Annotated in this window: 20 protein-coding genes; 16 read left to right on the top strand and 4 right to left on the bottom strand. The window is 33.8% G+C overall.

Annotated features, from left to right (window positions below):
• The first annotated feature begins 22 nt into the window (after positions 1-22).
• From AMQ68_RS17160 to proC, 6 genes are all read left to right on the top strand, one after another.
• Entirely contained in the window at positions 23-2,782 is a 2,760-nt protein-coding gene (locus AMQ68_RS17160) for a TonB-dependent receptor (protein ID WP_054511825.1), read from the top strand.
• 19 nt (positions 2,783-2,801) lie between these two features.
• Positions 2,802-4,031, top strand: coding sequence for a DUF4876 domain-containing protein (locus AMQ68_RS17155; RefSeq protein WP_054511824.1), 1,230 nt, complete (start codon positions 2,802-2,804; stop codon positions 4,029-4,031).
• A gap of 23 nt (positions 4,032-4,054) precedes the next feature.
• Positions 4,055-5,578, top strand: a complete 1,524-nt coding sequence (locus tag AMQ68_RS17150) for a DUF6850 family outer membrane beta-barrel protein (protein WP_054511823.1) — start codon at positions 4,055-4,057, stop codon at positions 5,576-5,578.
• 3 nt (positions 5,579-5,581) lie between these two features.
• Positions 5,582-6,730 (top strand): cytochrome-c peroxidase, encoded by a 1,149-nt coding sequence (locus tag AMQ68_RS17145; protein WP_054511822.1) that lies wholly within the window; start codon positions 5,582-5,584, stop codon positions 6,728-6,730.
• Positions 6,731-6,813: 83 nt separating this feature from the next.
• Positions 6,814-7,380: a hypothetical protein gene (locus AMQ68_RS17140; RefSeq protein ID WP_054511821.1), complete on the top strand. Its 567-nt coding sequence runs from the start codon at positions 6,814-6,816 to the stop codon at positions 7,378-7,380.
• Positions 7,381-7,403: 23 nt separating this feature from the next.
• Positions 7,404-8,207 (top strand): pyrroline-5-carboxylate reductase, encoded by an 804-nt coding sequence (gene proC / locus AMQ68_RS17135; protein ID WP_054511820.1) that lies wholly within the window; start codon positions 7,404-7,406, stop codon positions 8,205-8,207.
• A gap of 590 nt (positions 8,208-8,797) precedes the next feature.
• Here proC and AMQ68_RS17130 read toward each other — a convergent pair.
• A complete protein-coding gene (locus tag AMQ68_RS17130) occupies positions 8,798-9,379 on the bottom strand; it encodes a hypothetical protein (protein ID WP_054511819.1) in 582 nt (193 codons plus the stop codon).
• Between the two features lie 95 nt (positions 9,380-9,474).
• Between AMQ68_RS17130 and AMQ68_RS17125 the strand changes: the two genes are divergently transcribed.
• Positions 9,475-9,849: a helix-turn-helix domain-containing protein gene (locus tag AMQ68_RS17125; RefSeq protein WP_054511818.1), complete on the top strand. Its 375-nt coding sequence runs from the start codon at positions 9,475-9,477 to the stop codon at positions 9,847-9,849.
• Here the strand turns inward: AMQ68_RS17125 and AMQ68_RS17120 are convergent.
• Positions 9,838-10,260 carry a VanZ family protein gene (locus AMQ68_RS17120; RefSeq protein WP_054511817.1) on the bottom strand — a complete coding sequence of 141 codons (423 nt, stop codon included), beginning with the start codon at positions 10,258-10,260 and terminating at the stop codon, positions 9,838-9,840. The genes AMQ68_RS17125 and AMQ68_RS17120 overlap by 12 nt on opposite strands.
• Before the next feature lie 55 nt (positions 10,261-10,315).
• On the opposite strand from AMQ68_RS17120, the gene lnt reads away from it, so the two are divergent.
• Positions 10,316-11,950: an apolipoprotein N-acyltransferase gene (lnt, locus tag AMQ68_RS17115; RefSeq protein WP_054511816.1), complete on the top strand. Its 1,635-nt coding sequence runs from the start codon at positions 10,316-10,318 to the stop codon at positions 11,948-11,950.
• A 183-nt stretch (positions 11,951-12,133) separates the two neighbouring features.
• Here the strand turns inward: lnt and AMQ68_RS17110 are convergent, their stop codons facing one another.
• Positions 12,134-13,846 (bottom strand): T9SS type A sorting domain-containing protein, encoded by a 1,713-nt coding sequence (locus tag AMQ68_RS17110; RefSeq protein ID WP_054511815.1) that lies wholly within the window; start codon positions 13,844-13,846, stop codon positions 12,134-12,136.
• A 241-nt stretch (positions 13,847-14,087) separates the two neighbouring features.
• Between AMQ68_RS17110 and rpmB the strand changes: the two genes are divergently transcribed.
• The 5 genes from rpmB to AMQ68_RS17090 all read left to right on the top strand — a co-directional run bounded on the left by rpmB (position 14,088) and on the right by AMQ68_RS17090 (position 16,077).
• The gene (gene rpmB, locus AMQ68_RS17105; RefSeq protein ID WP_054511814.1) at positions 14,088-14,330 is read left to right on the top strand and encodes a 50S ribosomal protein L28; all 243 of its coding nucleotides are present in this window, start codon (positions 14,088-14,090) and stop codon (positions 14,328-14,330) included.
• Positions 14,331-14,333: 3 nt separating this feature from the next.
• On the top strand, positions 14,334-14,516 hold the full coding sequence (gene rpmG / locus AMQ68_RS17100; protein ID WP_027373683.1) for a 50S ribosomal protein L33: 183 nt from the start codon (positions 14,334-14,336) through the stop codon (positions 14,514-14,516).
• Positions 14,517-14,535: 19 nt separating this feature from the next.
• Positions 14,536-14,688 carry a DUF4295 family protein gene (locus tag AMQ68_RS24755; RefSeq protein ID WP_066755245.1) on the top strand — a complete coding sequence of 51 codons (153 nt, stop codon included), beginning with the start codon at positions 14,536-14,538 and terminating at the stop codon, positions 14,686-14,688.
• Positions 14,689-14,800: 112 nt separating this feature from the next.
• Positions 14,801-15,754 carry a signal recognition particle-docking protein FtsY gene (ftsY, locus tag AMQ68_RS17095; protein WP_054511813.1) on the top strand — a complete coding sequence of 318 codons (954 nt, stop codon included), beginning with the start codon at positions 14,801-14,803 and terminating at the stop codon, positions 15,752-15,754.
• Positions 15,755-15,822: 68 nt separating this feature from the next.
• Positions 15,823-16,077: a GlsB/YeaQ/YmgE family stress response membrane protein gene (locus tag AMQ68_RS17090; protein WP_054511812.1), complete on the top strand. Its 255-nt coding sequence runs from the start codon at positions 15,823-15,825 to the stop codon at positions 16,075-16,077.
• A 74-nt stretch (positions 16,078-16,151) separates the two neighbouring features.
• Here AMQ68_RS17090 and sppA read toward each other — a convergent pair whose 3' ends face one another.
• Positions 16,152-17,909 carry a signal peptide peptidase SppA gene (gene sppA / locus AMQ68_RS17085; RefSeq protein WP_054511811.1) on the bottom strand — a complete coding sequence of 586 codons (1,758 nt, stop codon included), beginning with the start codon at positions 17,907-17,909 and terminating at the stop codon, positions 16,152-16,154.
• A 19-nt stretch (positions 17,910-17,928) separates the two neighbouring features.
• On the opposite strand from sppA, the gene folK reads away from it, so the two are divergent.
• The 3 genes from folK (at position 17,929) to AMQ68_RS17070 (ending at position 21,116) form a co-directional block, all read left to right on the top strand.
• On the top strand, positions 17,929-18,345 hold the full coding sequence (gene folK / locus AMQ68_RS17080; RefSeq protein WP_054511810.1) for a 2-amino-4-hydroxy-6-hydroxymethyldihydropteridine diphosphokinase: 417 nt from the start codon (positions 17,929-17,931) through the stop codon (positions 18,343-18,345).
• Between the two features lie 21 nt (positions 18,346-18,366).
• Positions 18,367-19,479, top strand: coding sequence for a flagellar motor protein MotB (locus tag AMQ68_RS17075; protein WP_054511809.1), 1,113 nt, complete (start codon positions 18,367-18,369; stop codon positions 19,477-19,479).
• Positions 19,480-19,562: 83 nt separating this feature from the next.
• Positions 19,563-21,116, top strand: coding sequence for an OmpA family protein (locus AMQ68_RS17070; RefSeq protein WP_054511808.1), 1,554 nt, complete (start codon positions 19,563-19,565; stop codon positions 21,114-21,116).
• The last annotated feature ends 94 nt before the right edge of the window (positions 21,117-21,210 follow it).

Genomic DNA, 21,210 nt, shown 5'->3' with positions numbered 1-21,210 from the left:
GCTTTATTTAGAACAAAGAAGAATGATCAAATATTTATCAATTGCTATTATATTACTCGGTGGAACACAGCTTGCTTACGCTCAGGAAGACCAATCGCAGTTGAACCTTACTGTTCAAGACGAAAACAAAAAAGCACTTAAAGGTGCAACCATCATTGTAGATAACTCTACTTTAACAACTGATAATAATGGTAATATTACCATTTCTTTACCTCCAGGAACCGGAAAACATCATATAAAAATTGTTCATCCCAATTATCAGGAAAAAGAAATCAACCTTTCTTCTTCAAATCAAAAAAATATAACCTTCCAACTTCAACCCGTAAACAAGCTTGAAGAGGTTATTATATTCTCTAAAGAAGGAAAAGGATTAACCACAAAATCTGTTATCGATAGAAAAGCAATGGAACATTTGCAACCTTCAAGTTTTACAGATTTAATGGAATTACTTCCTGGAGGACTTGCAAAGACTCCAAACCTAAGCGGAGTAAACAGACCTATTCTTCGAGAAAATACAGGAGGATATAGTGGTAACGATTATAAAACATCCTCACTAGGTGTACAATTTATGATTGATGACAACATCATTAATTCTAATGCTGATATGCAGATTTCTGTAGATAATAAGCAATTTTCAGAATCTGTAAAAGGTAGAGAGACAGCATACTCTGGAATAGATATGAGAACCATTTCTACGAACGATATTGAAAAAGTAGAAATTATTCGTGGAATTCCTTCTGCAGCTTATGGAGATTTAACATCAGGATTGATTAAAATAGAGCGTAAAATAGGACAATCTCCTTTACAGGCAAGATTTAAAGCAGATGGTTTCAGTAAACAATATTATGTTGGAAAAGGTTTTAAGATTACTGACAAATGGCAAATAAGTGCCAGTGCTGATTTCTTAGATTCCAAAGCATCGCCTACGGATGATTTTGAAAATTATCAACGTATTACGGCTTCTCTTCGTTCCAAGAAAATTTCTACCCTTTGGTCTAAAACCTTAGAATGGAGATCTAATATCGATTTTTCAACTAATATTGATAAAAAAAAGTACGATCCGGACAATGGATACCCATTAACAGATACTTACGAATCAAATAATAAAAAAATAAGTTTTGCCAATAATTTTATTTATCAATTAAATAAAAGTTCATTCTTTAATAAGATAACTTTAAACACAGCTATTCGTGCAGGGTTTGAAAAAATTGAGCAAAATAAACTTATACAGTTATCCGGACCTCGTTCATTCTCTTTAGCCTATGAGCAAGGTGAGAATGTGGGATTTTTTCCAGAGTTACGATATGTTACAGAGTTTTCAACAGAAGGAAAACCTTTAGATATAACCGCACTTTTCAAAACAAATGGTACAAAAAGAATAGCAAGAATTACCCATGATTATGAAGCAGGGCTTGACTGGAGATATTCTAAAAATAATGGAAATGGATTAGTCTATGACATGAGAACACCACCCTCTGCAGCATCAGGAATACAAAGACCTAGAGCTTTTAATGATATTCCAGCATCCAATTTATTAGCTGCTTTTGCAGGAGACCAAATGAGCTATGCAATCAATCAACATAAATTAACACTTTACGCAGGTTTGAGAGTATCTAAAAATTTAGGCATTGATAATTCTTACGCAATAAGCAAAAAAGTTTTCACAGAACCAAGATTGAATTTACAATATAGCTTACCCCACCTCATAATTAATAATTTTCCACTGAAAACAGATGTTACATTAGGATATGGACAGTTCTATAAACAGCCGACTTTAGGAATGCTTTACCCAAATAAACAATATTGGGATTACACACAGTTAAATTATTACAATAATGATGCACAATATCGATATGTAAATTTCATGACCTATGTACAACCGAGAGAAAATAAAGAAATTGAAGCTGCAAAAAGTATTAAAAAAGAAATTCGTTTAGATTTAAGCTACAGAAACAATGATTTTTTTATTACTTATTTTAAAGAAGATATGACTAATGGCTTCCGTAATATGCTTCACACGGCTATTCATGATTACAAACAATATGACCAATCACAGATAGACCTTTCACAATGGACTCCTAATGGACCGGATCTCACCAATGTAGATTATGTTGTAAAACATGCTTACGGATCTTATTCTCTTAATGAAAACGGAAGTGCAACTTTGAAACAAGGAATTGAATTTGGATATACTTCTCCCAGAATCAAGGCAATCAACACGAGATTTACATTCACAGGAGCTTGGTTTAAAACACAATATAGAAACACAATTGCTGTTGTAGAAGCACCTCTAAAATCTATCGGAGAAGACGGGTTTCCTTACTACGGAATTTATCAAAATGACGATGGTTATATGAATTCAAACATGAATTATAATCTTTTTATTGATACGTATTTACCTAGCTTAGACCTTACAGTTTCAGCTTCTTTCCAAGGAAGTTTATATGACCATCGAAGAAATGATCAAAGAATTCCGGAGCCTATTTCTTACTATGGAATTGATGGAGTAATACATTCTTTTACAGATGCAGACAGAACAGATATTTACAAACAATGGCTGGTAAGAAATGTTTCAATTACTGATAATTTACCAACATTATACACCTTTAGTATTAACGGAAATCTTAAGGTTACAAAGAGTATTTATAAGTCTTTAAAAACGTCAATGTTTGTCAACAGACTTTTCAACTATAGTGCACCTTATACTTTTAATAATACAAGAGTTTACAGAAAAGGAGCCAACACTCCATATTTTGGAATGGAATTAAACTACAATTTTTAATATATCAAAAGAAAATAACATGAAGAAAAGAGTTTTACTATTAAGTTTAGTAGCAATAATGACAACAACATTTACTGTGACATCATGCTCTAGTGATGATGATTTTGGAGCAACGGCTACCCAAAACGGAGTGTTAACTTTAAATTTTTCCGGAGAGAATATTACCTCTTATCAAACTTTAGACATCGAGATTAAGGAAGTTAACACAGGAGCTATCACCAAGAAAACAATTCAGAACACTAGCGCGTTTTCTTTTCCGCTGCCTTACGGATCATATAAAATTTCAGTAAATGGTATTGTAATTGCGAGTAATGAAGAATTGCAAGCAGGCGCTTCAGCACAAACAGATTTAACATCTCCAGTTACCAATCTTACCATTCCTTTAATTATTAAAAGATTCCATGATGATTTTATTATTGAAGAAGTTTTCTTTACAGGAGTAAAAACTACAGATAACAAGAATTATAACTCAAGTCGCTATTTTAAATTAACGAATAACACAAACAAGATATTATATGCAGATAGATTGATTCTTGCGCAGTCAGAATTCCTTACCACAGATGATAAAAATCCTACTCCATATAATACAAACTTAGCATTTCCTGTAAAAGGGGTAATGGTATTGCCTGGCGCGGGAACTGATTACCCTATAAAACCAGGTGACTTCCTTGTCATTGCTGATAATGCGATCAATCATAAACAAAATACAAGCACAGCTTATGATTTACATAATGCCAACTTCGAGTTTCCTTCAACAAACCCTACTTTAGGACAGGTTGATAATCCTGATGTACCAAATGTTAAAGTTATCTATTCTCAGATGACGTATAACATGTTCTTTTTACACAACAGAGGGTTTGAAAGTTATGTTATCGCGCGTTTTCCTGTTGGAGAAAATGAAACAACATTCTTAACCGGCCGCAAATATGATTACACTTATCTAAACAGTGCGGGAGGTATAACTTCAAAAAGCGCTTATTCAATCCCGAATTCTTGGATTATTGATGGGGTAAACAACAGTATTCCTACAAAATTCATTCATACCCTTACTTCTGCAAGTATTGATGGAGGATGGACTTCTGTTGGAACAATTGACAATGATGCCGCTCGTTACGGAAAATCTGTAAGACGTAAAGTATCTGGAACAGAAAATGGTAAAAACATTTATATGGATACCAATAATTCTTCAAATGACTTTGTAAAAGATTCTGAGCCAAGTTTAAAAAACGGTATTGTACATCCACAATAAATACTGAATTATTACAATAAATTATGCTAAATATAAAAACGTCTTTCTATTTATTATTGATAACCTTAAGTTCATTTTCTTTAAAAGCTCAGGATAGCCTCAGTCTTTTTAAGACCATCAGCAACCAATACAACGTAGAGAGAAATTTTAAAACCAAATATTACTATAATCCGGCTTCCATGTCGGGTTATAGTTCTTCTTCATTCTCAGAATTCAACGTTGGATATCATAACAATGATGAAAAAGTTTACCGTCAACAATTAGGAAAAGGGGATAAAGGATTAACTGTTGAAGCTAAATCTTTTCAGAAACTAAAACCTAACCGTTTTGTCTGGGGAAGCGCAAGCTATCAAAACCTAAAAAACGGCGCCAGCAAATGGAGTGAAAATCTAGATTATGATCGTATTTCACCATATACAACCGCAGATTCTGTTGGAGGAAAATTAAATCTCGAGCGCTATCAATTCGCTGGGGGCTATGTACAAAAGATGAATCGTTGGACAGTAGGAGCTCAGTTGAATTATTCGGCGCAACTTGGATATCGTTCAAAAGATCCAAGATTAAAGAGTACAACTTCTGATTTACGTTTGAATGCAGGGGTAAACTACAACGTTTTCAGACAATATGAAGTAGGTGTTTTTGGTGAATTTAATAAGTATACACAGAACAATACAATTACTTTTCAAAGTTTATTAGGAAGGCCTTACGTTTACCAGATGACAGGTCTTGGACTCTCTAATTATTTATTTAACGGAGATCTCAATCCCAACTCAGCTTTTGAAGAATTTGGTTACAAAGGAGGGATACAGATATCCAACAAACAAAGTAAAGATTTCTATCTTCACGCAGCTATCGGAAGGTCAAATATTATAAAAACATATAATACTTCCAGTTCAAATTTTGACCTGTCAGATTTAGAAAACAAAAAATTTGAGTTTGAAGGCGCTAAATCTTTAAATCTAAATAAAAAAAATCGTATAGGTCTTCTAGCAAATTATACAGCTTCTATCAGAACAGGGTCAGAATATGGTTATTCTCTTAACAAAACAACTATTACACAAATTTTCAAAAGAAAATCTTACCGTAAAGAGAATTATGTAACCACGATACAAGGTTTCTATCAATACAATCAAGACCATTTTTCTATCACCGCTACTCCATTTTATGGATATGAAGAGATTAAAGAAAGAAGACTGTATCCTAATTCAGGACAAAAATTTGAATATTCTTATTTCGGGATCAATGCAGATTATAAACAGCAGATTAAAGAAAATCAGGTCTTAAGTTTTCAGCCTTATTTTTCAAAAAGAATTGTCAACAAATCTATTAACGCATTAACTGCCACAGGAAATGCGGCTGTTGATGAATGGATCTTTCAGGATTATTTATTTCAGGCAAGTGATATTACCACATTTGGAGCATCATTACGATATGATTTAAAACTTGAAAAACTACCTGCATTCTTTGTAAGTGCACAGTACCAATCACAAAAAATTCAAGAAAAAAACAATAATTTTGCAGGCGCAAGCATAGGAATAACATTTTAGGGAATGAGAAGAGGTATATATTGGGTTTTAGGATTGGTTTTATTGTTATTGTGGAGTTTTACGCCAAAGGTCAATCAGGATTTATCAAACATTCAGGATCCGACCATTGAAGACATTGTAAAAAGCTATAAAAAAGCAATCACTGACTGGCCAAAACCTACGATCGATTACGGAGTACAATGGAACGAATTCGCTCCTATTAAAAATGACTCTGCTTTCTTTACAAATCAGGATAAACCTAATGTTATATTAGGGAAAATGCTGTTCTTCGATCCTAAATTATCAAAATCAAATCAAGTTTCTTGCAGCTCATGCCATGACCCTGAAATGGGATGGGCAGACCGCAGACGTGTAGCGTTGGGAAATAATCATCTTCAGGGAAACAGAAATACCATTTCATTATATAATATTGCAGAACGCCAGTCTTTTTTCTGGGACGGAAGAGCAAAAACATTAGAAGAGCAAGCGGCAGGTCCGTTGAGTGCCCATCACGAAATGGCTATGGACGTAAAAACCTTACCTGCAAAAATACAGGCCGTAAAAGGGTACAAAGAACTTTTCAAAAAAGCATTTGGAACAGACAAAGTAACGTATGACAAAATTGTACAAGCCATCGCTGATTTCCAAAAAACCATTAAAAGCCAGCCAAGCCGATTCGATAAATTTTTAGAAGGAAAATACAACGCAATGTCTGATGAAGAAATCTACGGCATGCATATTTTCAGAACGAAAGCCCGTTGCATGAATTGCCATAACGGACAATACCTTACCGATGAATCTTTCCACAATATTGGACTGACGTATTACAAGAAAAAATATCAGGATCTTGGGTTGTATGAAATTACTAAAAAAACAGAAGATGCAGGTAAATTCAGAACACCACAACTAAGAGATCTTTTGCTTACACAACCTTGGATGCACAACGGATTATTCAACGATCTGGAAGGTGTTGTAAATCTATACAACAGTGGAATGCACCAAATAGACCCTAGCCCTGAGAAAAAACAACTGGATCCTATATACCCAATGACCGATCCTTTATTGAAACCTTTACACCTAACAAAAGAAGAAACCAAAGCTCTTGTTACTTTCCTTGAAGCACTGTCGGGAACAAAATACAAAATGAGGAGACCCGAATTTCCTGTTGAGTAAAAATTAATCTCCATAAACGATATTTCTTGGTAAAAATTCGATATTTTTAATATTGAAAAAATAATCAATTAAATACGATCATCATGGCTAAAGATTTAAGCGAAAAAGAATTTAAAAAACTGATTCAAAAGCATATTGCTAAAAGTAATTATGTGAAAATTTATCTTACAGAAGACAGCCCCGAAGGTTATGTTTTTGGATTCATCCTTAATGTATCTGATGATTTTTTAATGATTCAGGAAACGTATGATTTTACTTTATCCGGTATTAAAATCATTCCTTACAAAAGAATTTCGAGCATACGACACAACAGATTCGACACCATTTCTAAAAATATATTTTCAGAAGAAGGACTCGTAAAGTTCAATCAAAAGATCATTGATAATACTTCTTTAAAAAATGGAGAATCTTTGTTTAAATCAATAAAAAAACAAAATTTCCATTGCATCGTTGATAGCACAAAAAAGAACAAAGACCTGTTTTCAATTGGTGAAATTTTAGATGTGAATGAAAAATCTGTGACCATCAAGAATTATGACCCAAGTGGGAAATTCAATAAAAAATCGCCTAAAATTTCTTTTAAAAATTTAGAATTCATTACTTTTAATGATAATTATTCTTTGACCTTTAGAAAATACCTGAAAGAATAATCTCATTTTAATAAAAAACACACATGAAAATAGCGATTCTTGGAGCCGGAAATATGGGCTTGTCATTTTCAAAATCTTTCTTAAAATATGAATTGATCAAACCTGAAAGTTTGCATCTTATTACAAGAAATGAGTCTAAATTATCAAAAATAGCAGAAGAATTCCCACGTTCTAAGATCTCTATTTTTGACGATGTAGATGAACTGGATGCTGATCTTATTATTATCGCCGTAAAACCACAGGACTTTCAAACGGTTGCTGAAAACTTCAGATTTACCTTAAAGGAAAACCAAATGGTTTTATCCATCATGGCAGGAATTAAGATCGAAAAAATTCAGAAATTATTAAATCATCCATTGGTTGTAAGAGCAATGCCAAACTCTCCTACCCTTTTAGGAATGGGAATTACTGGTTATACTTCTGCAAACGGAATTTCTTTCAGTCAGTTAATTAATATCGAAAGATTATTAAATTCTACAGGAAGATCAGTTTATTTGGAAAACGAAGATTTACTAGATGGCGTAACAGCACTTTCAGGAAGCGGCCCCGCTTATTTCTACTATATTGTAGATGCTATGATAAAGGCTGGAACAGAAATGGGAATTGACGAAAACTTATCTAAACTTTTCGTTCAGCAAACCATGTTGGGTGCCTATCATTTGATTAATAATTCAGATAAAACCTTGGAAGAATTGATAAAAGATGTTGCTTCCAAAGGCGGAACAACAGAAGCTGCATTAAAAACGTTCGAAGAAAATAATTTCAAAGAGATCCTGAAAAACGGAATTTTAAATGCGGAAAAACGAGCGAAGGAATTAAATGGATAATAAGATTCCGAACCATTAAGAGCCTGTGATAATTTCATTCAGGAACCCTTATATAGATGCTTATCAGGTGTTTTTTTTATTGATAAGATTCAATAGGTCATGTTTGAAATTGTTTTTTGAGTAAAAAGATGAACGCAAAGTTGATGAATAATTTTGCTTTATTTTAAGTGGGCAAAGTGATGCGACTTCGTCGCTGATGAAGCTGTATGCTTATCCATACACTTCGACGAATCAACTTCGTTGATTCAATCCTTTGCTCCCTAAAACATGCATAATGAAGCTAAAGCTTTGCGTTAGAAAAACATGTAATCAGTACATTATCTTTTTAATCAAAAAATCCTTAAAAAATGTAATTTAGATAAAGATTTGAATGGGATACAAAAATTTAAACTTAGAAATTATCACAGGCTCTCAGATTTTTTAAGTTGTTAAGCTTTTTAAGATAAAGCCTAAAGATATTTTCAACATCCAATTTGTCATTCCGGAGGAATCTAAACACTTTAATTCACAGAATAATTTTCGCAAACTATGCTTAGATTCCTCTCGAATGACAAACTTTATAGATATCTTTTCTAATTGTTTTAAGAAAATTATTTTCTAACCATCGGAATCTGCAAGTTCGTCGGACGATTTTCTTCGGTATCAAAACCTCTCCCGTCCACATTTCTGGCGCCCCAAAACATCATATCTTTATAAAGGTAAACAAGATCATATTCTTTGAAGACATCTCCTTCCTTTAATCCAAAAGGAACAAAAGATTTCTTGAAAATACTTTGTGATTTTCCAACTTCCCATTGATCAAAACCTTCTTTCGCCAGACTATTCAATACGTCTACAAAATTCTGGATCAACGGCGTAACTTCATAACTTTCGTTGGCTGTAAAATCTACTTTTTGCGCGCCTTCTGCAATCGAGTGATCCCCTTGCCATTCTACTTCACCTTTGATTAACATTTTAACCAAAGGAATTTTACCATATGTATCAGCATAATTGATAATCTCTAATTGAAATTTATCTTCCGGTAAATAACTAAATTCTCTTGTTAGGTAAAATGGTTTTAAGCTTCCATCTTCATTTTTAAATGAACTTGGTCGAACTTCAACAGCAATACTTTTCCAATCGCCTAATGCTTCTTTTTTTATTTCTTCTACGAATAATCCTTTCTTATCCATTGTATACTTTGTTTTTAGTTATAACAAATGTAATATTTTTGCCTTGTTATTTACTCCAACTGTTCTTTACATTTGTAGTACATTTTTTTAGACCAATGGAAAACAAAAGAAAAAACAAAGACTTTAATCCTAATAATTGTCCGGTTACCCACTTTTACAATAAAGCAGGCGGAAAATGGAAAACGGTTATATTATATGGAATCAGTAAGCACGTCAATAGATTCAGTACGCTACAAAAAGCCATCCCAACAATCAGCAAACAGATGCTCGTGAATCAATTAAGAGAACTTGAAAATGATGGTATTATTGAGAAAATTACATACGCTGAAATTCCACCTCGTGTAGAATATAAATTAACGGAATATGGAGAATCATTCCTACCCATCATTATGGTCATTCAAGATTGGGGCTTGAAAGACATGAAACTACAATCTATTGAAAAACTACAGGAAAATCAATCAGGAAACTAAACGATTATAATTCTTTTCAATAAACTGACAGATCAAAAACCCTAAATAAACGCCAAACGTATTCAAAATAACATCGTCGGTTTCAAAGATTCCCATTCTTGTAAAATACTGGAGGGCTTCTACAATAACGATTGCCGACATAAAGGAAAAGAGAAGACTTTTCAGATCTCTGAGCTTAGGAAAGACCCAACCTAGAAAACCAAAAGGAATAAACATAACCACATTTCCCAAAACGATTTTAATAATATCTTCCCAACGAATGGTTCCCTGAATAAACTCTATAGTTGATAACACAGGTTTTAGCCTCACAACATTTTCATCATACTGAAATCTGCCCATTCCTAAAAACATCAGATACAGCAAAAATAAAGTGTAGGGAACAATAAATATTTTATAAATTTTCTTTACCATTAATTGCAAATTTATTCATTTCAAAAACATTAAATTTGTGTGTTAAATAAAATTAATGAAATACGTTTTACTTACGCTCATTTCGGCGATGCTGTTGTCTATATCTTGGCCAACTTACGGAATTCCGTTCTTTATATTTTTTGCCCTTGTTCCGCTTTTGATGATGGAACATGGCGTTTCAAAATTTTCCAAATTCAATAGAAAAAGCTGGGTAGTTTTCGGACTTTCCTATCTCTGTTTTGTCATTTGGAATATTGTAACCACAGGCTGGCTGTACGGTTCTAAAAACCCTGACGGAAGCCATTCTATGATGGCGGTTGTATTTCCGGTATTGGTTAATTCTCTTTTGTATTCTTTGGTTTTCCAATGCTATCATTGGTATAAAAATGCGCAGGGAACGTACTGGGGACTTGCATTTTTTGTAGCCATCTGGATGAGTTTTGAAAAACTTCATTTAAACTGGGAATTTACCTGGCCTTGGCTGAACCTTGGAAATGCATTTTCAGATTACCCGAAATTCGTTCAGTGGTATGATACTTTGGGTGCAACAGGCGGAAGTTTCTGGATCTTGGTGATTAATGTTCTTATTTTTTACACCTTAAGAATTTGGGAGGCGGGAAGAAAAAGAAAGAGTTTAATGATCAATACATCCATTGTAGCTGTTTTAATTGTTGTCCCTATGATCATTTCATTGGTGAAATACAATAATTTTAATGAGAAACCAATCGGGCAGGTAAATGTTTTAATGCTTCAGCCTAATCTTGATCCTTACGGAGAAAAATACTCCATCGACAGTTTAACGATAGAAAATGACCTTTTAAGTCTTGCAGAAAGAAATTCAAAAGGTAAAATTGATTATTATATTGCTCCTGAAACGGCGCTTCCAGGAAGAGGTTCTATTTCTGAGACCGCCTTTGAGAAGAGTTTACTTTTAAATAACGTTAAAGGTTTCCTTGTAAAACATCCGGGCTCGGTTTTCGCTACAGGTATTTCTTCCCATCATTTTTACACCAACAAAAAAGAAGTGCCAAAAGAAGCGTATCAGCTAAATCCTGCACTTTGGGTTGAAAGTTACAATTCAGCCGTTCAGATTATTCCGAATCAAAAAGTAGAAGTTTATCACAAAGGAAAATTAGTTCCAGGTGTTGAAATATTCCCTTACATGAGCGTTTTAAAACCACTTTTAGGGGACGCTATGCTTAACTTGGGAGGAACCGTTGCTTCCTTAGGAACAGATAAAGAAAGGGTTGCGTTTTCAAATCCATTCAACAAAGGAAAAATGGCTCCGATCATTTGCTATGAAAGCATTTATGGTGAATTTGTAACCGATTATGTGAAAAAAGGTGCCAATTTCTTCGCCATCATGACCAATGACTCTTGGTGGGGCGTATCGGAAGGTCATAAGCAGCTTTTATCGTATGCAAAATTAAGAGCTATTGAAACAAGAAGAGAAATTGCTCGTGCCGCGAATAGTGGAATTTCAGCGCATATTAACGCAAAAGGAGAAATTGTAGAAGATACTTTTTACGGAGATAAGACAACATTATTTGCTAAAATTAATCTGTATGACACACAAACATTCTACACAAGAAGCGGAGATTTATTAACAAGATTTTCATTTTTTGCGTTGGGATTTCTGTTGTTTTATTTCTTGATTAAAAGAGTTCAGAATAAAATGAAAAAGGCGTAGTCTTTTCTTCATTTATCCTTGTCAAGGTTTAAAACCTAGACAAGGATAATAAAACAATCCACATCTGATAAAAAATAAAATGGCGACTCAGAAAAATCGGAGTCACCATTCAAATAAAAGTAAGAGAAAGAGAAAAGCCAGCTGGACGTCTGGCTTTTCTCATTGATTAAGGAAAAAGTTCAATTATTTAATAATGAGTTTTTTGGTGGTTTCTTGTTGTTTTATTTTTAATTTAATCAGGTAAACTCCTTTTGGAAGATGAGAAATATTGATCGACTGATCGCTATTTACCGTCACATTCAGTTTCCTACCGTCTATTGAATACATTTCAATATCTGAAACTTTATCTCCTTTTATAAATACCTTTTCTGTAGCTGGATTCGGGTAAATAGAGAATTGGTTTTCTAAACTTATATTTTGAGTTCCTAATGTATTTTCCGTAGAAACATCAGAATACACTTTTGAGGCATCAATGGATCTTACACTCCAATACACATTCTGAATTGTCGGATCAAGATCCAAGAACCAAGAAGGTGTTGTTACGACATACTTAGCTAAATTCTGAGCACCTGGAGTAGTTCCTACTTTGATTTCGTAACGCAATGCATTTACTGGCGTTTTATCATCGGAAGCACCGGTCCAGGAGAAATTAAATCTGTTTCCTGTTCTTGTAACATTCAGGTTTGTAGGAGGCGCGGGTTTTACATTTGTTTCGGACGAAACGTTTTTGAAGATTTTGGTTAATGAAGGCATTGCCGGATCTGCCCAATCAAATCCGGACAATAAAACATCGAGCTGATGATCATTATTATAGTCAAGTAGATGCACAAAACCCGGACCTCCTAAGTTGTACAAACCTGTAGTAGTATTTTCTGTGAAATTTTGATTGCCTGGATTGTAAGTGAAAACTTTTACCACAGCATCATTATTTCCGTCATTTCCTGATACAATGAAATCATAGTATCCATCGTTATTTAAGTCACCTACACTCACTGATGAATCTGAAATTTCAGGAACATTTATTTTCTGAGGGGTCAAATGCCCTGTTCCATCATTCATTAATACCCCAAGATATCCTTCATAGTTTGCATCTTGTGCTGAAACCACAATATCCTGAAAACCGTCTGCATTGAAATCAGCAAATTCTAATTTCCCACTTGCTAAAGGAGGAAGAGTCTGAGTAAGGGTTAACGTTCCTGCCATATTTAAATATACCTTGAATATGGGAGTGCTATTGCCATCATAACCCAGGATTACCATATCAAGAAGATGATCATTATTAAGGTCTACCATCTTAAAGCTACTGTTTTGGGTACCTTCCATCCAACCGGGAGTTACGTGAAAACCGCTTCCTGTATTCTGGTAATAATCTAATTTATTTACAAATCCTACTCCATCAACATATTGAGTTCCATTCAATGCATAATCCTGCAAACCGTCATGGTTAAAGTCGAAAACTTCTAAGGATCCATAAATCTTTCCCTTAAGATCAGCTTCTTTCACAAAACCTGTACCTGTATTTCTGAATCTGTAATGTTTATAATTTACAATATCCATATAGCTTAATCCTGTAGAAATAATATCTGCCAATCCATCATTATTATAATCAATGAATTTTATATCTCCCAAATGCGTTGCATCTGCCCCCAGATCTGCATAAGGAATAAATGTAGATCCATTGTTTTTATATATTCCATTATAAGTGGTATCTACATTTCCGTCACCATCAGAATCTATTGCTCCATTTACCACAATATCCTGTGATCCGTCATTATCAATATCCCCTATATCACTGGCCGCATAATAGTAATTATTCATACTGGTCTGAACCTCAGTAAAGGTCTGCGCCACAATTCCTACCGGAAGCATTGATAATAAAATATAAATCTTCTTCATTATTATTTTTATTTAGATTAATTAAAAACAAAGATATAAGATTAATTATTTGCATCAGAATAAAGTTTATATGAATTTTATCAGTCTCAATGCCCATGGTATCTCAAGTTTATTCTTACGTGTAAATTCAATCGTATGAATCAGTCAGTTATTTGCAAATATTTTATAAAAGATTTGCCTATCTAAAAAATTCTTCGTTATTTTGCAACCTCAAATATTATACAAATAAGAACATCGAGATATGTCAAGAATTTGCCAAATAACAGGAAAGCGTGCAATGGTTGGTAACAACGTTTCTCACGCTAATAACAAAACGAAGCGTCGTTTTGAAATTAACTTATTAGAGAAGAAATTTTACCTTCCAGAGCAAGATAAGCACGTTACACTGAAAGTATCAGCTCATGGATTGAGAGTGATTAACAAGATTGGAATCGAAGAGGCTATCGAAAGAGGCACTAGAAACGGATTGATTAAAAAGAACTAAATCATGGCAAAAAAAGGAAATAGAGTTCAAGTAATTCTTGAATGTACAGAGCACAAAGAAAGTGGTATGCCAGGAATGTCTAGATACATTTCTACAAAAAATAAAAAGAACACTACAGAGAGATTGGAATTGAAAAAATACAATCCGGTTCTTAAGAGATCTACCCTTCACAAAGAAATCAAGTAATTTATAAATATAATTTACCATGGCAAAGAAAGTAGTAGCAACCCTACAAAGCGGACAGTCAAAAAAAATGACTAAAGTTGTGAAAATGGTGAAGTCATCTAAATCAGATGCTTACGTTTTCGAAGAAAAAGTAATGAATGCAGACGAAGTGGATGCTTATTTGAAAAAATAAGCTGAGCTTTATTTACAATATAAAAAAACTACTCATTTTTTGGGTAGTTTTTTTGTTATCTTTGTTATAAAGAGAGGCAATACAACACCTTATATACAATCAAAATTCTAATATGAGTTGGTTTAAAAACATTTTCAAAAAAGAAGAGAAAGAAACTTTAGACAAAGGGTTGGAAAAATCCAGCCAAGGTTTTTTCGAAAAAATGACGAAGGCCGTAGTTGGCAAAAGTAAAGTAGATGATGAAGTACTTGATAACTTAGAGGAAATACTAATAGCATCAGACGTAGGCGCATCAACTACCATCAAGATTATAGGAAGAATAGAAGAGCGTGTAGCCAGAGATAAATATGTAAGTATAAGCGAGCTAGACAATATTCTTCGTGAAGAAATTTCTGGGCTGTTATTAGAAAATCCTCATGCAGGAACAGGAAACATTGATTCTTCGAAAAAACCTTATGTAATCATGGTTGTGGGAGTAAACGGGGTCGGAAAAACAACAACTATCGGAAAACTAGCCCACCAATTTAAATCGGAAGGTAAAAAAGTAGTATTGGGAGCAGCTGACACATTTAGAGCGGCCGCAGTTGACCAATTAACGATCTGGAGTGAAAGAGCCGGCGTTCCTATTGTAAAGCAAGACATGGGGTCTGACCCCGCTTCTGTTGCCTTCGACACTGTACAAAGTGCCAATGCTCAGGGAGCAGATGTTGTTATTATAGATACCGCAGGAAGACTTCACAATAAAATTAATTTAATGAACGAGCTTTCCAAGATCAAGAGAGTGATGCAGAAGGTTATTCCTGATGCTCCTCATGAAATCTTATTAGTTCTTGACGGATCTACGGGCCAAAATGCTTTTGAACAGGCAAAACAGTTTACAGCAGCTACTGAAGTAAATGCTTTGGCAGTAACAAAACTGGATGGCACAGCCAAAGGAGGTGTCGTGATTGGTATCTCAGACCAATTCCAGATTCCGGTAAAATATATAGGCGTCGGTGAGAAGATGCAAGATTTGCAATTGTTTAATGGTACAGAATTTGTTGATTCATTTTTCAAGAAGAGATGATTTTTATCATATGATTCTTGAAATGACTAAAACACATTCATAAATATTAACAATTAAAAATTAAAACTATGGGAATTTTAACTTGGATCATATTTGGTCTTATCGCAGGTGCAATTGCTAAAATGATTATGCCTGGAACACAAGGAGGAGGTTGGTTAATGACTATCATCTTAGGAATTGTTGGAGCTTTCGTAGGAGGATTTGTAGGTAGCTTTTTAGGATGGGGAACTGCAGACAGTTTCGATTTCAGAAGTATGCTATTAGCCGTGGGAGGAGCACTTATTGTTCTCTGGATCTACGGAATGGCTACAAGGAAAAGCTAATTACAAATAAAAAAATAAAACAAAGAAGCCGGATTTGAAATTCAAATCCGGCTTCTTTTATGAAACAATATAATTTAGTCTATCTTAATCTGATAAGGCATTTCCATCTTTATTTCAGACTGTAACTTTTCGTTAGTAATCTGATTTAAGATTTCATAGTTTGCTTTACCAATTTTACTTTTAATAATTTTTGCAGAGATTTCATCCTCATTAAAGTCATTAAATATTTGCTCAAAGGCAGTCATCTTTTTAGGGAAAGAAGCAACGTTGTAAGATGATTTTAATCCAGCTTTCTGTGCTGCAAATTTAATCGCATCATTTAAAGTTCCTAATTCATCTACCAAACCAATTTGCTTAGCTCTTGTCCCACTCCATACTCTACCTCCACCAATACTATCAATCTGCTCAAAAGTTTGTTTTCTATTTTGCGTTACAAAGTGTACAAATCTTTTATACGTTCCTTCAACACTTCTTGTAATCATATTTACTCCGTATGGTGTAACCCCATTTAAAGAAGAGTAATAAAGAGAATTTGCATTGGTAGCAACAATATCTGAACGTACCCCATTTTTATTAGCCAAATCTTTAAAGTAAGGTATTACTCCAAAAACCCCAATAGATCCTGTTAATGTATTAGGCTCAGAATAAATTTTATCAGCAGCCATAGCAATATAATATCCTCCAGATGCTGCGTAATCTCCAAAAGAAACAACAAGTGGCTTTTTCTTTTTTAACTGTTGAAGTTCAAATAAAATTTCATCAGAAGCATTTGCACTTCCTCCGGGAGAATTAATTCTTAAAACAACCGCTTTTACTTTATCATTTTCCTGAAGCTCTTTAATATATTTGATGTATTTATCAGAATAAATATCATTATAATTATCTCCATTATTTATAGATCCTGAAGCATACAGAACAGCTACTTTATCTCCAGATTTATCATCATTAGAATATGAAGCGATATATTTACCTAAAGATACTTTATTCAGTTTTTCTTTATCTTTTAAACTTAATTTTGATTTAATTAAATCATCATATTCTGTTTTTTGAATTAATTTATCAGCAAGCTTATGTTTCAATCCTAACTCAGGAATCATTCCATATAAACTATCCACTACCGTTCTGAATTGTGCACTGTCCATTTTTCTGGAAGTCGCGATTCTTGTAGAAGTATTTTTCCAGATATCATTTAAAAGAGTACTTAATTGCTCTCTGTTTTCAGGCGAAATATCATTTCTTAAAAATGGCTCAACAGCAGATTTGAATTTACCGTGACGAATTACTTCAATACCAATCCCATATTTATCTGCAAAATCTTTGAAAAAGGCAACTTCTGTTGCAAGACCTTTAAGCTCTATCATTCCTGATGGATTAAGATAATACTGGTCAGCAACCGATCCTAAATAATAAGAAGACTGAGAAACAGCATTCCCATAAGCATACACAAATTTTCCGCTTTTCTTGAAATCTTCAATAGCAGCTCTTAAATCATCAATCTGTGTAATTCCTGCATGCAGATCATCAGCTTCAATACTTATCCCTTTAATATTATCATCCGTTTTCGCTTTGTTGATTGCTTCAATCGCATCATAAATCAAAATACTCTTATTTTGATTGTTAATATTAAATACTCCGGTTTGTTCTTCTGTAGGACTATCTATTATATTTGTCTTTATATTAATAGTTAATACTGAATTCTTTTTTACTTCTACAGATTTCTCACTTCCCATTGAGCTAAACACAAGCATCATAATGAAAAAGAAGAAAAACACGACACATAATATCACAATAGCGACTATATTTGCCAGTACATTTTTAAAAAAACTTTTCATAAAACAATCATTTTCCTATATGTCGCACCATAAGGTCATTTTGTTACTAGGCAGTAACATTGGAGACCCAAAAAAAAATTTAGAAGAAGCCCTTCACAAGATAAAAGAAGGCGGAAATGAAATATTAAAAATTAGTGAATTTTTAACATCTGAGCCTGTAGAATTTGTTAGTTCCAATATTTTTTGTAATATTGCATCAATAATATTCACACATCTTTCACCAATTCAACTACTTGATTTTGTTAAAAGTATTGAAGTTGAAATGGGAAGAGTTAATGATTCAAGGGCTTCCGGAGGTTATACTGACAGATTAATAGACATTGATATCATTAAATATGATGAATTAAAATTCACGTCAGAAAGGTTAGAAATCCCTCATCAGAAACATCTTTTTGAAAGAGAATTTTCTAGAATATTATTAAAAGATTTTATTTAAATAAAACATAAAACATATTGTATGAAACTAGGTTTATTATTATTGGCCACTTTGCCTATTGCTACTTATGCTCAGGACAGTATTGCCGTTAGTTCCTCTAGCAAATATCCGAATACTTTTTCCTCAGGTTCTGCCAATGTCCAAACTTTCGACAACAAGGCTAGACGATTTAACGACTGGAGTATTTCAGTTGGAGGAGGAGGAGCGTTCATGACTCATGCTGATCTTACATCTTTCTATGACAAAAAGATTAACTGGGGATATAACAGCTACGTCAGCATAGACAAACAGATTAATCACATATTTGGTTTAAGTATTATCTATCAAAGAGGTGAGACTAACCAAAAAGCTCAATTGGATGGAGTAGCCGGACAATTAGCTGGTGTAGGGGTTGCAAAAACCAAGTATGACCAAATTGCTTTAATGGGAGATATTAACTTTTCAAATCTATTAAGAAGAGTTGACAATCATTCTCCATACAGATGGGCATTGCATGGTTATGCGGGTATTGGATTTATGGGATACCATACATCTCTACATGACAATAACGAATATAGATGGAGCACTAATCCTGCTAGAGTCCCTTTGTTTATTGACCAAAAAATTGATATTAACTCATTCTATTCTCAATTTGGTCTAGGTTTGAAATATAATGTTTCTAAACTTATTGACGTTGAAGCAAGAGCAATGTATATCCTTAGTGGTGATGACGAATTTGATGGTGGCGGATGGGCTGGACCTGGCGACTACGATGTGAATTCTAAAGTATCGAAGTATAACATGCTAAACAAACACAGATCAGATAATATGATGACCGTTAATTTAGGGGTATCCTTTAAATTAGGTAAGCATATGTCTAGCTTAGCTTGGCATGATCCTTTACAAGAAGCTTATTACAGAACAAGTGTACTTGAAAACGCTTCAACAGATTTTGTAGTATGTGAAAAAGGTGATAACGATAATGACGGAGTTTGCGATGATTGGGACAGAGAACTAAATACTCCTGCAGGAGCAAGAGTAGATGGTGCCGGTGTTGCTTTAGATATGGATCTTGATGGGGTTATTGATTTATACGATAAGTGTGTAACAGTTCCTGGTCCTCCAGAAAACAATGGTTGTCCTACAACTAAATAATAAAATATTTTAATTCAAAAATAATGTAATTATTGGTTGGTTTCTTTAGCCAACCAATAAATTACCTTTAAGAAAGACACACTATGAAATTAAGTTTAGCAATTATCGCATTCGCACTGACTGTCCCTTCAGCAAGTTATGCACAAGACTCAACGGCAGTTTCTTCAAACGGAAAATATCCAAATACATTTTCTTCTGGTTCTGCTAATGTTTCCCCATTTACACAGAAATCTAAAAGATTTAATGATTGGTCAGTTTCAATTGGTGCTGGGGTACCTTTGGTTCAATCTGCTGATTTAACGTCAATCAAAAACGGTAACGGTAAAAACCTTTTTGGGTATTCTGCTTACGTAAGTATTGATAAGGCTATTACTCATGCTTTTGGTATTAACCTTCAGTATGATAGAGGAGAAACTAGACAAGGATGGTTTAATACTAAAGACGCTGCACCTGTAGATGCTTCAAAATATCAACAAGTTGCTGGTAGAACTCAGTATGATGCGATCTCAATCTTAGGAGATATCAACTTCTCAAATCTTTTAAGAAGAGTTGATAACCATTCTACATACAGATGGGCACTACATGGTTATGCAGGTATTGGTACTTTAGCATACAAAGCGTACCAAAAAGATGAGACTGGACAAAGATTAATGACTGAAGTTAAACCTTTCAAACTGAATTCATTATTCGGTCAGGCAGGTGCTGGTCTTAAATTTAAAGTTAACAGAAGATTAGATATTGAAGGTAGAGTAATGTATGTAGTTACTGGTGATGATACTTTCGATGGCGGAGGAGCACCATACAGTGCTATAAACCAACGTGAAGAAAATACTTCAGATAACTTCTTCAATGCTACTTTAGGTATCTCTTTAAAGTTAGGGAAGCATGAATCTCACTTAATGTGGCATGATCCATTACAGGAAATCTATTACAAATTAGACGTTTTAGCTACTAAAAATCAAGATATCGAGGTTTGTAAAAAAGGAGATGCTGATAATGATGGTGTTTGTGATGATTGGGACAGACAACTTGATACTCCTGCTGGTGCAAGAGTTGACGGTGCTGGTGTAGCTCTTGACACAGACCTAGATGGAGTAATTGATCTTTACGACAAATGTGTAACGGTTCCTGGACCTGTTGAAAACAACGGTTGTCCTGTAAAAAAGGATAACAATGTAATTGCTACAGCGGTAGAACAAGAATTAAAAAATGTATACTTTAATTTCAATAAAGCTACTATCAGACCTGAATCTAACGAAAAGTTAGATCAAGCAGCTAAAATAATTAAAGAAAATGACGGTAAATATTTACTAACAGGACATACTGATGTTAAAGGAAATCCAAACTACAATCTTAAACTTTCTCAGGAAAGAGCTGCTGCTGTTGTTGTAGCTTTAGAAAATAGAGGAGTTTCTGCAGATGTACTTAAATCTAAAGGTGTTGGTTCTGCTGAAGCTACAATCGCTGCAACTGCTTCTGATGCTGAAAGATTAGCTGACAGAAAAGTTACTGTAAAAGCTATAGAAGATACTAATGAGTGGAATTCTATACAAAAGAAAGATTATACAGATGCTCCTACTGTAAAAAAGGCAGTAAAAAAATCTGCAAAAAAAGTAGTTAAAAAGAAGAAAAAATAATTTTCTTTGTTACAATAAACAAAATAAAACCGAAGGGAAGCTCTTTTCGGTTTTATTTTTCCATAAAATGATTTTTTTTTATTAAATTTACATA

Source organism: Chryseobacterium sp. ERMR1:04, from assembly GCF_001297705.1.
Taxonomy (GTDB): domain Bacteria; phylum Bacteroidota; class Bacteroidia; order Flavobacteriales; family Weeksellaceae; genus Chryseobacterium.
The sequence above is the reverse complement of the archived record's forward strand: the minus strand, read 5'-3'. Positions and strand labels throughout refer to the sequence as shown.

What these genes read in the sequence shown, in the direction of transcription:
- AMQ68_RS24755 (WP_066755245.1), top strand. Translation starts at nt 14,536, where the DNA reads ATGGCAAAGAAAGTAGTAGCAACCCTACAAAGCGGACAGTCAAAAAAA.
- sppA (WP_054511811.1), bottom strand. Translation starts at nt 17,909, where the DNA reads ATGAAAAGTTTTTTTAAAAATGTACTGGCAAATATAGTCGCTATTGTG.
- AMQ68_RS17130 (WP_054511819.1), bottom strand. Translation starts at nt 9,379, where the DNA reads ATGGATAAGAAAGGATTATTCGTAGAAGAAATAAAAAAAGAAGCATTA.
- AMQ68_RS17125 (WP_054511818.1), top strand. Translation starts at nt 9,475, where the DNA reads ATGGAAAACAAAAGAAAAAACAAAGACTTTAATCCTAATAATTGTCCG.
- folK (WP_054511810.1), top strand. Translation starts at nt 17,929, where the DNA reads ATGTCGCACCATAAGGTCATTTTGTTACTAGGCAGTAACATTGGAGAC.
- AMQ68_RS17150 (WP_054511823.1), top strand. Translation starts at nt 4,055, where the DNA reads ATGCTAAATATAAAAACGTCTTTCTATTTATTATTGATAACCTTAAGT.
- AMQ68_RS17145 (WP_054511822.1), top strand. Translation starts at nt 5,582, where the DNA reads ATGAGAAGAGGTATATATTGGGTTTTAGGATTGGTTTTATTGTTATTG.
- ftsY (WP_054511813.1), top strand. Translation starts at nt 14,801, where the DNA reads ATGAGTTGGTTTAAAAACATTTTCAAAAAAGAAGAGAAAGAAACTTTA.
- AMQ68_RS17160 (WP_054511825.1), top strand. Translation starts at nt 23, where the DNA reads ATGATCAAATATTTATCAATTGCTATTATATTACTCGGTGGAACACAG.
- AMQ68_RS17070 (WP_054511808.1), top strand. Translation starts at nt 19,563, where the DNA reads ATGAAATTAAGTTTAGCAATTATCGCATTCGCACTGACTGTCCCTTCA.
- AMQ68_RS17140 (WP_054511821.1), top strand. Translation starts at nt 6,814, where the DNA reads ATGGCTAAAGATTTAAGCGAAAAAGAATTTAAAAAACTGATTCAAAAG.
- AMQ68_RS17110 (WP_054511815.1), bottom strand. Translation starts at nt 13,846, where the DNA reads ATGAAGAAGATTTATATTTTATTATCAATGCTTCCGGTAGGAATTGTG.
- AMQ68_RS17075 (WP_054511809.1), top strand. Translation starts at nt 18,367, where the DNA reads ATGAAACTAGGTTTATTATTATTGGCCACTTTGCCTATTGCTACTTAT.
- AMQ68_RS17155 (WP_054511824.1), top strand. Translation starts at nt 2,802, where the DNA reads ATGAAGAAAAGAGTTTTACTATTAAGTTTAGTAGCAATAATGACAACA.
- rpmB (WP_054511814.1), top strand. Translation starts at nt 14,088, where the DNA reads ATGTCAAGAATTTGCCAAATAACAGGAAAGCGTGCAATGGTTGGTAAC.
- rpmG (WP_027373683.1), top strand. Translation starts at nt 14,334, where the DNA reads ATGGCAAAAAAAGGAAATAGAGTTCAAGTAATTCTTGAATGTACAGAG.
- AMQ68_RS17090 (WP_054511812.1), top strand. Translation starts at nt 15,823, where the DNA reads ATGGGAATTTTAACTTGGATCATATTTGGTCTTATCGCAGGTGCAATT.
- lnt (WP_054511816.1), top strand. Translation starts at nt 10,316, where the DNA reads ATGAAATACGTTTTACTTACGCTCATTTCGGCGATGCTGTTGTCTATA.
- AMQ68_RS17120 (WP_054511817.1), bottom strand. Translation starts at nt 10,260, where the DNA reads ATGGTAAAGAAAATTTATAAAATATTTATTGTTCCCTACACTTTATTT.
- proC (WP_054511820.1), top strand. Translation starts at nt 7,404, where the DNA reads ATGAAAATAGCGATTCTTGGAGCCGGAAATATGGGCTTGTCATTTTCA.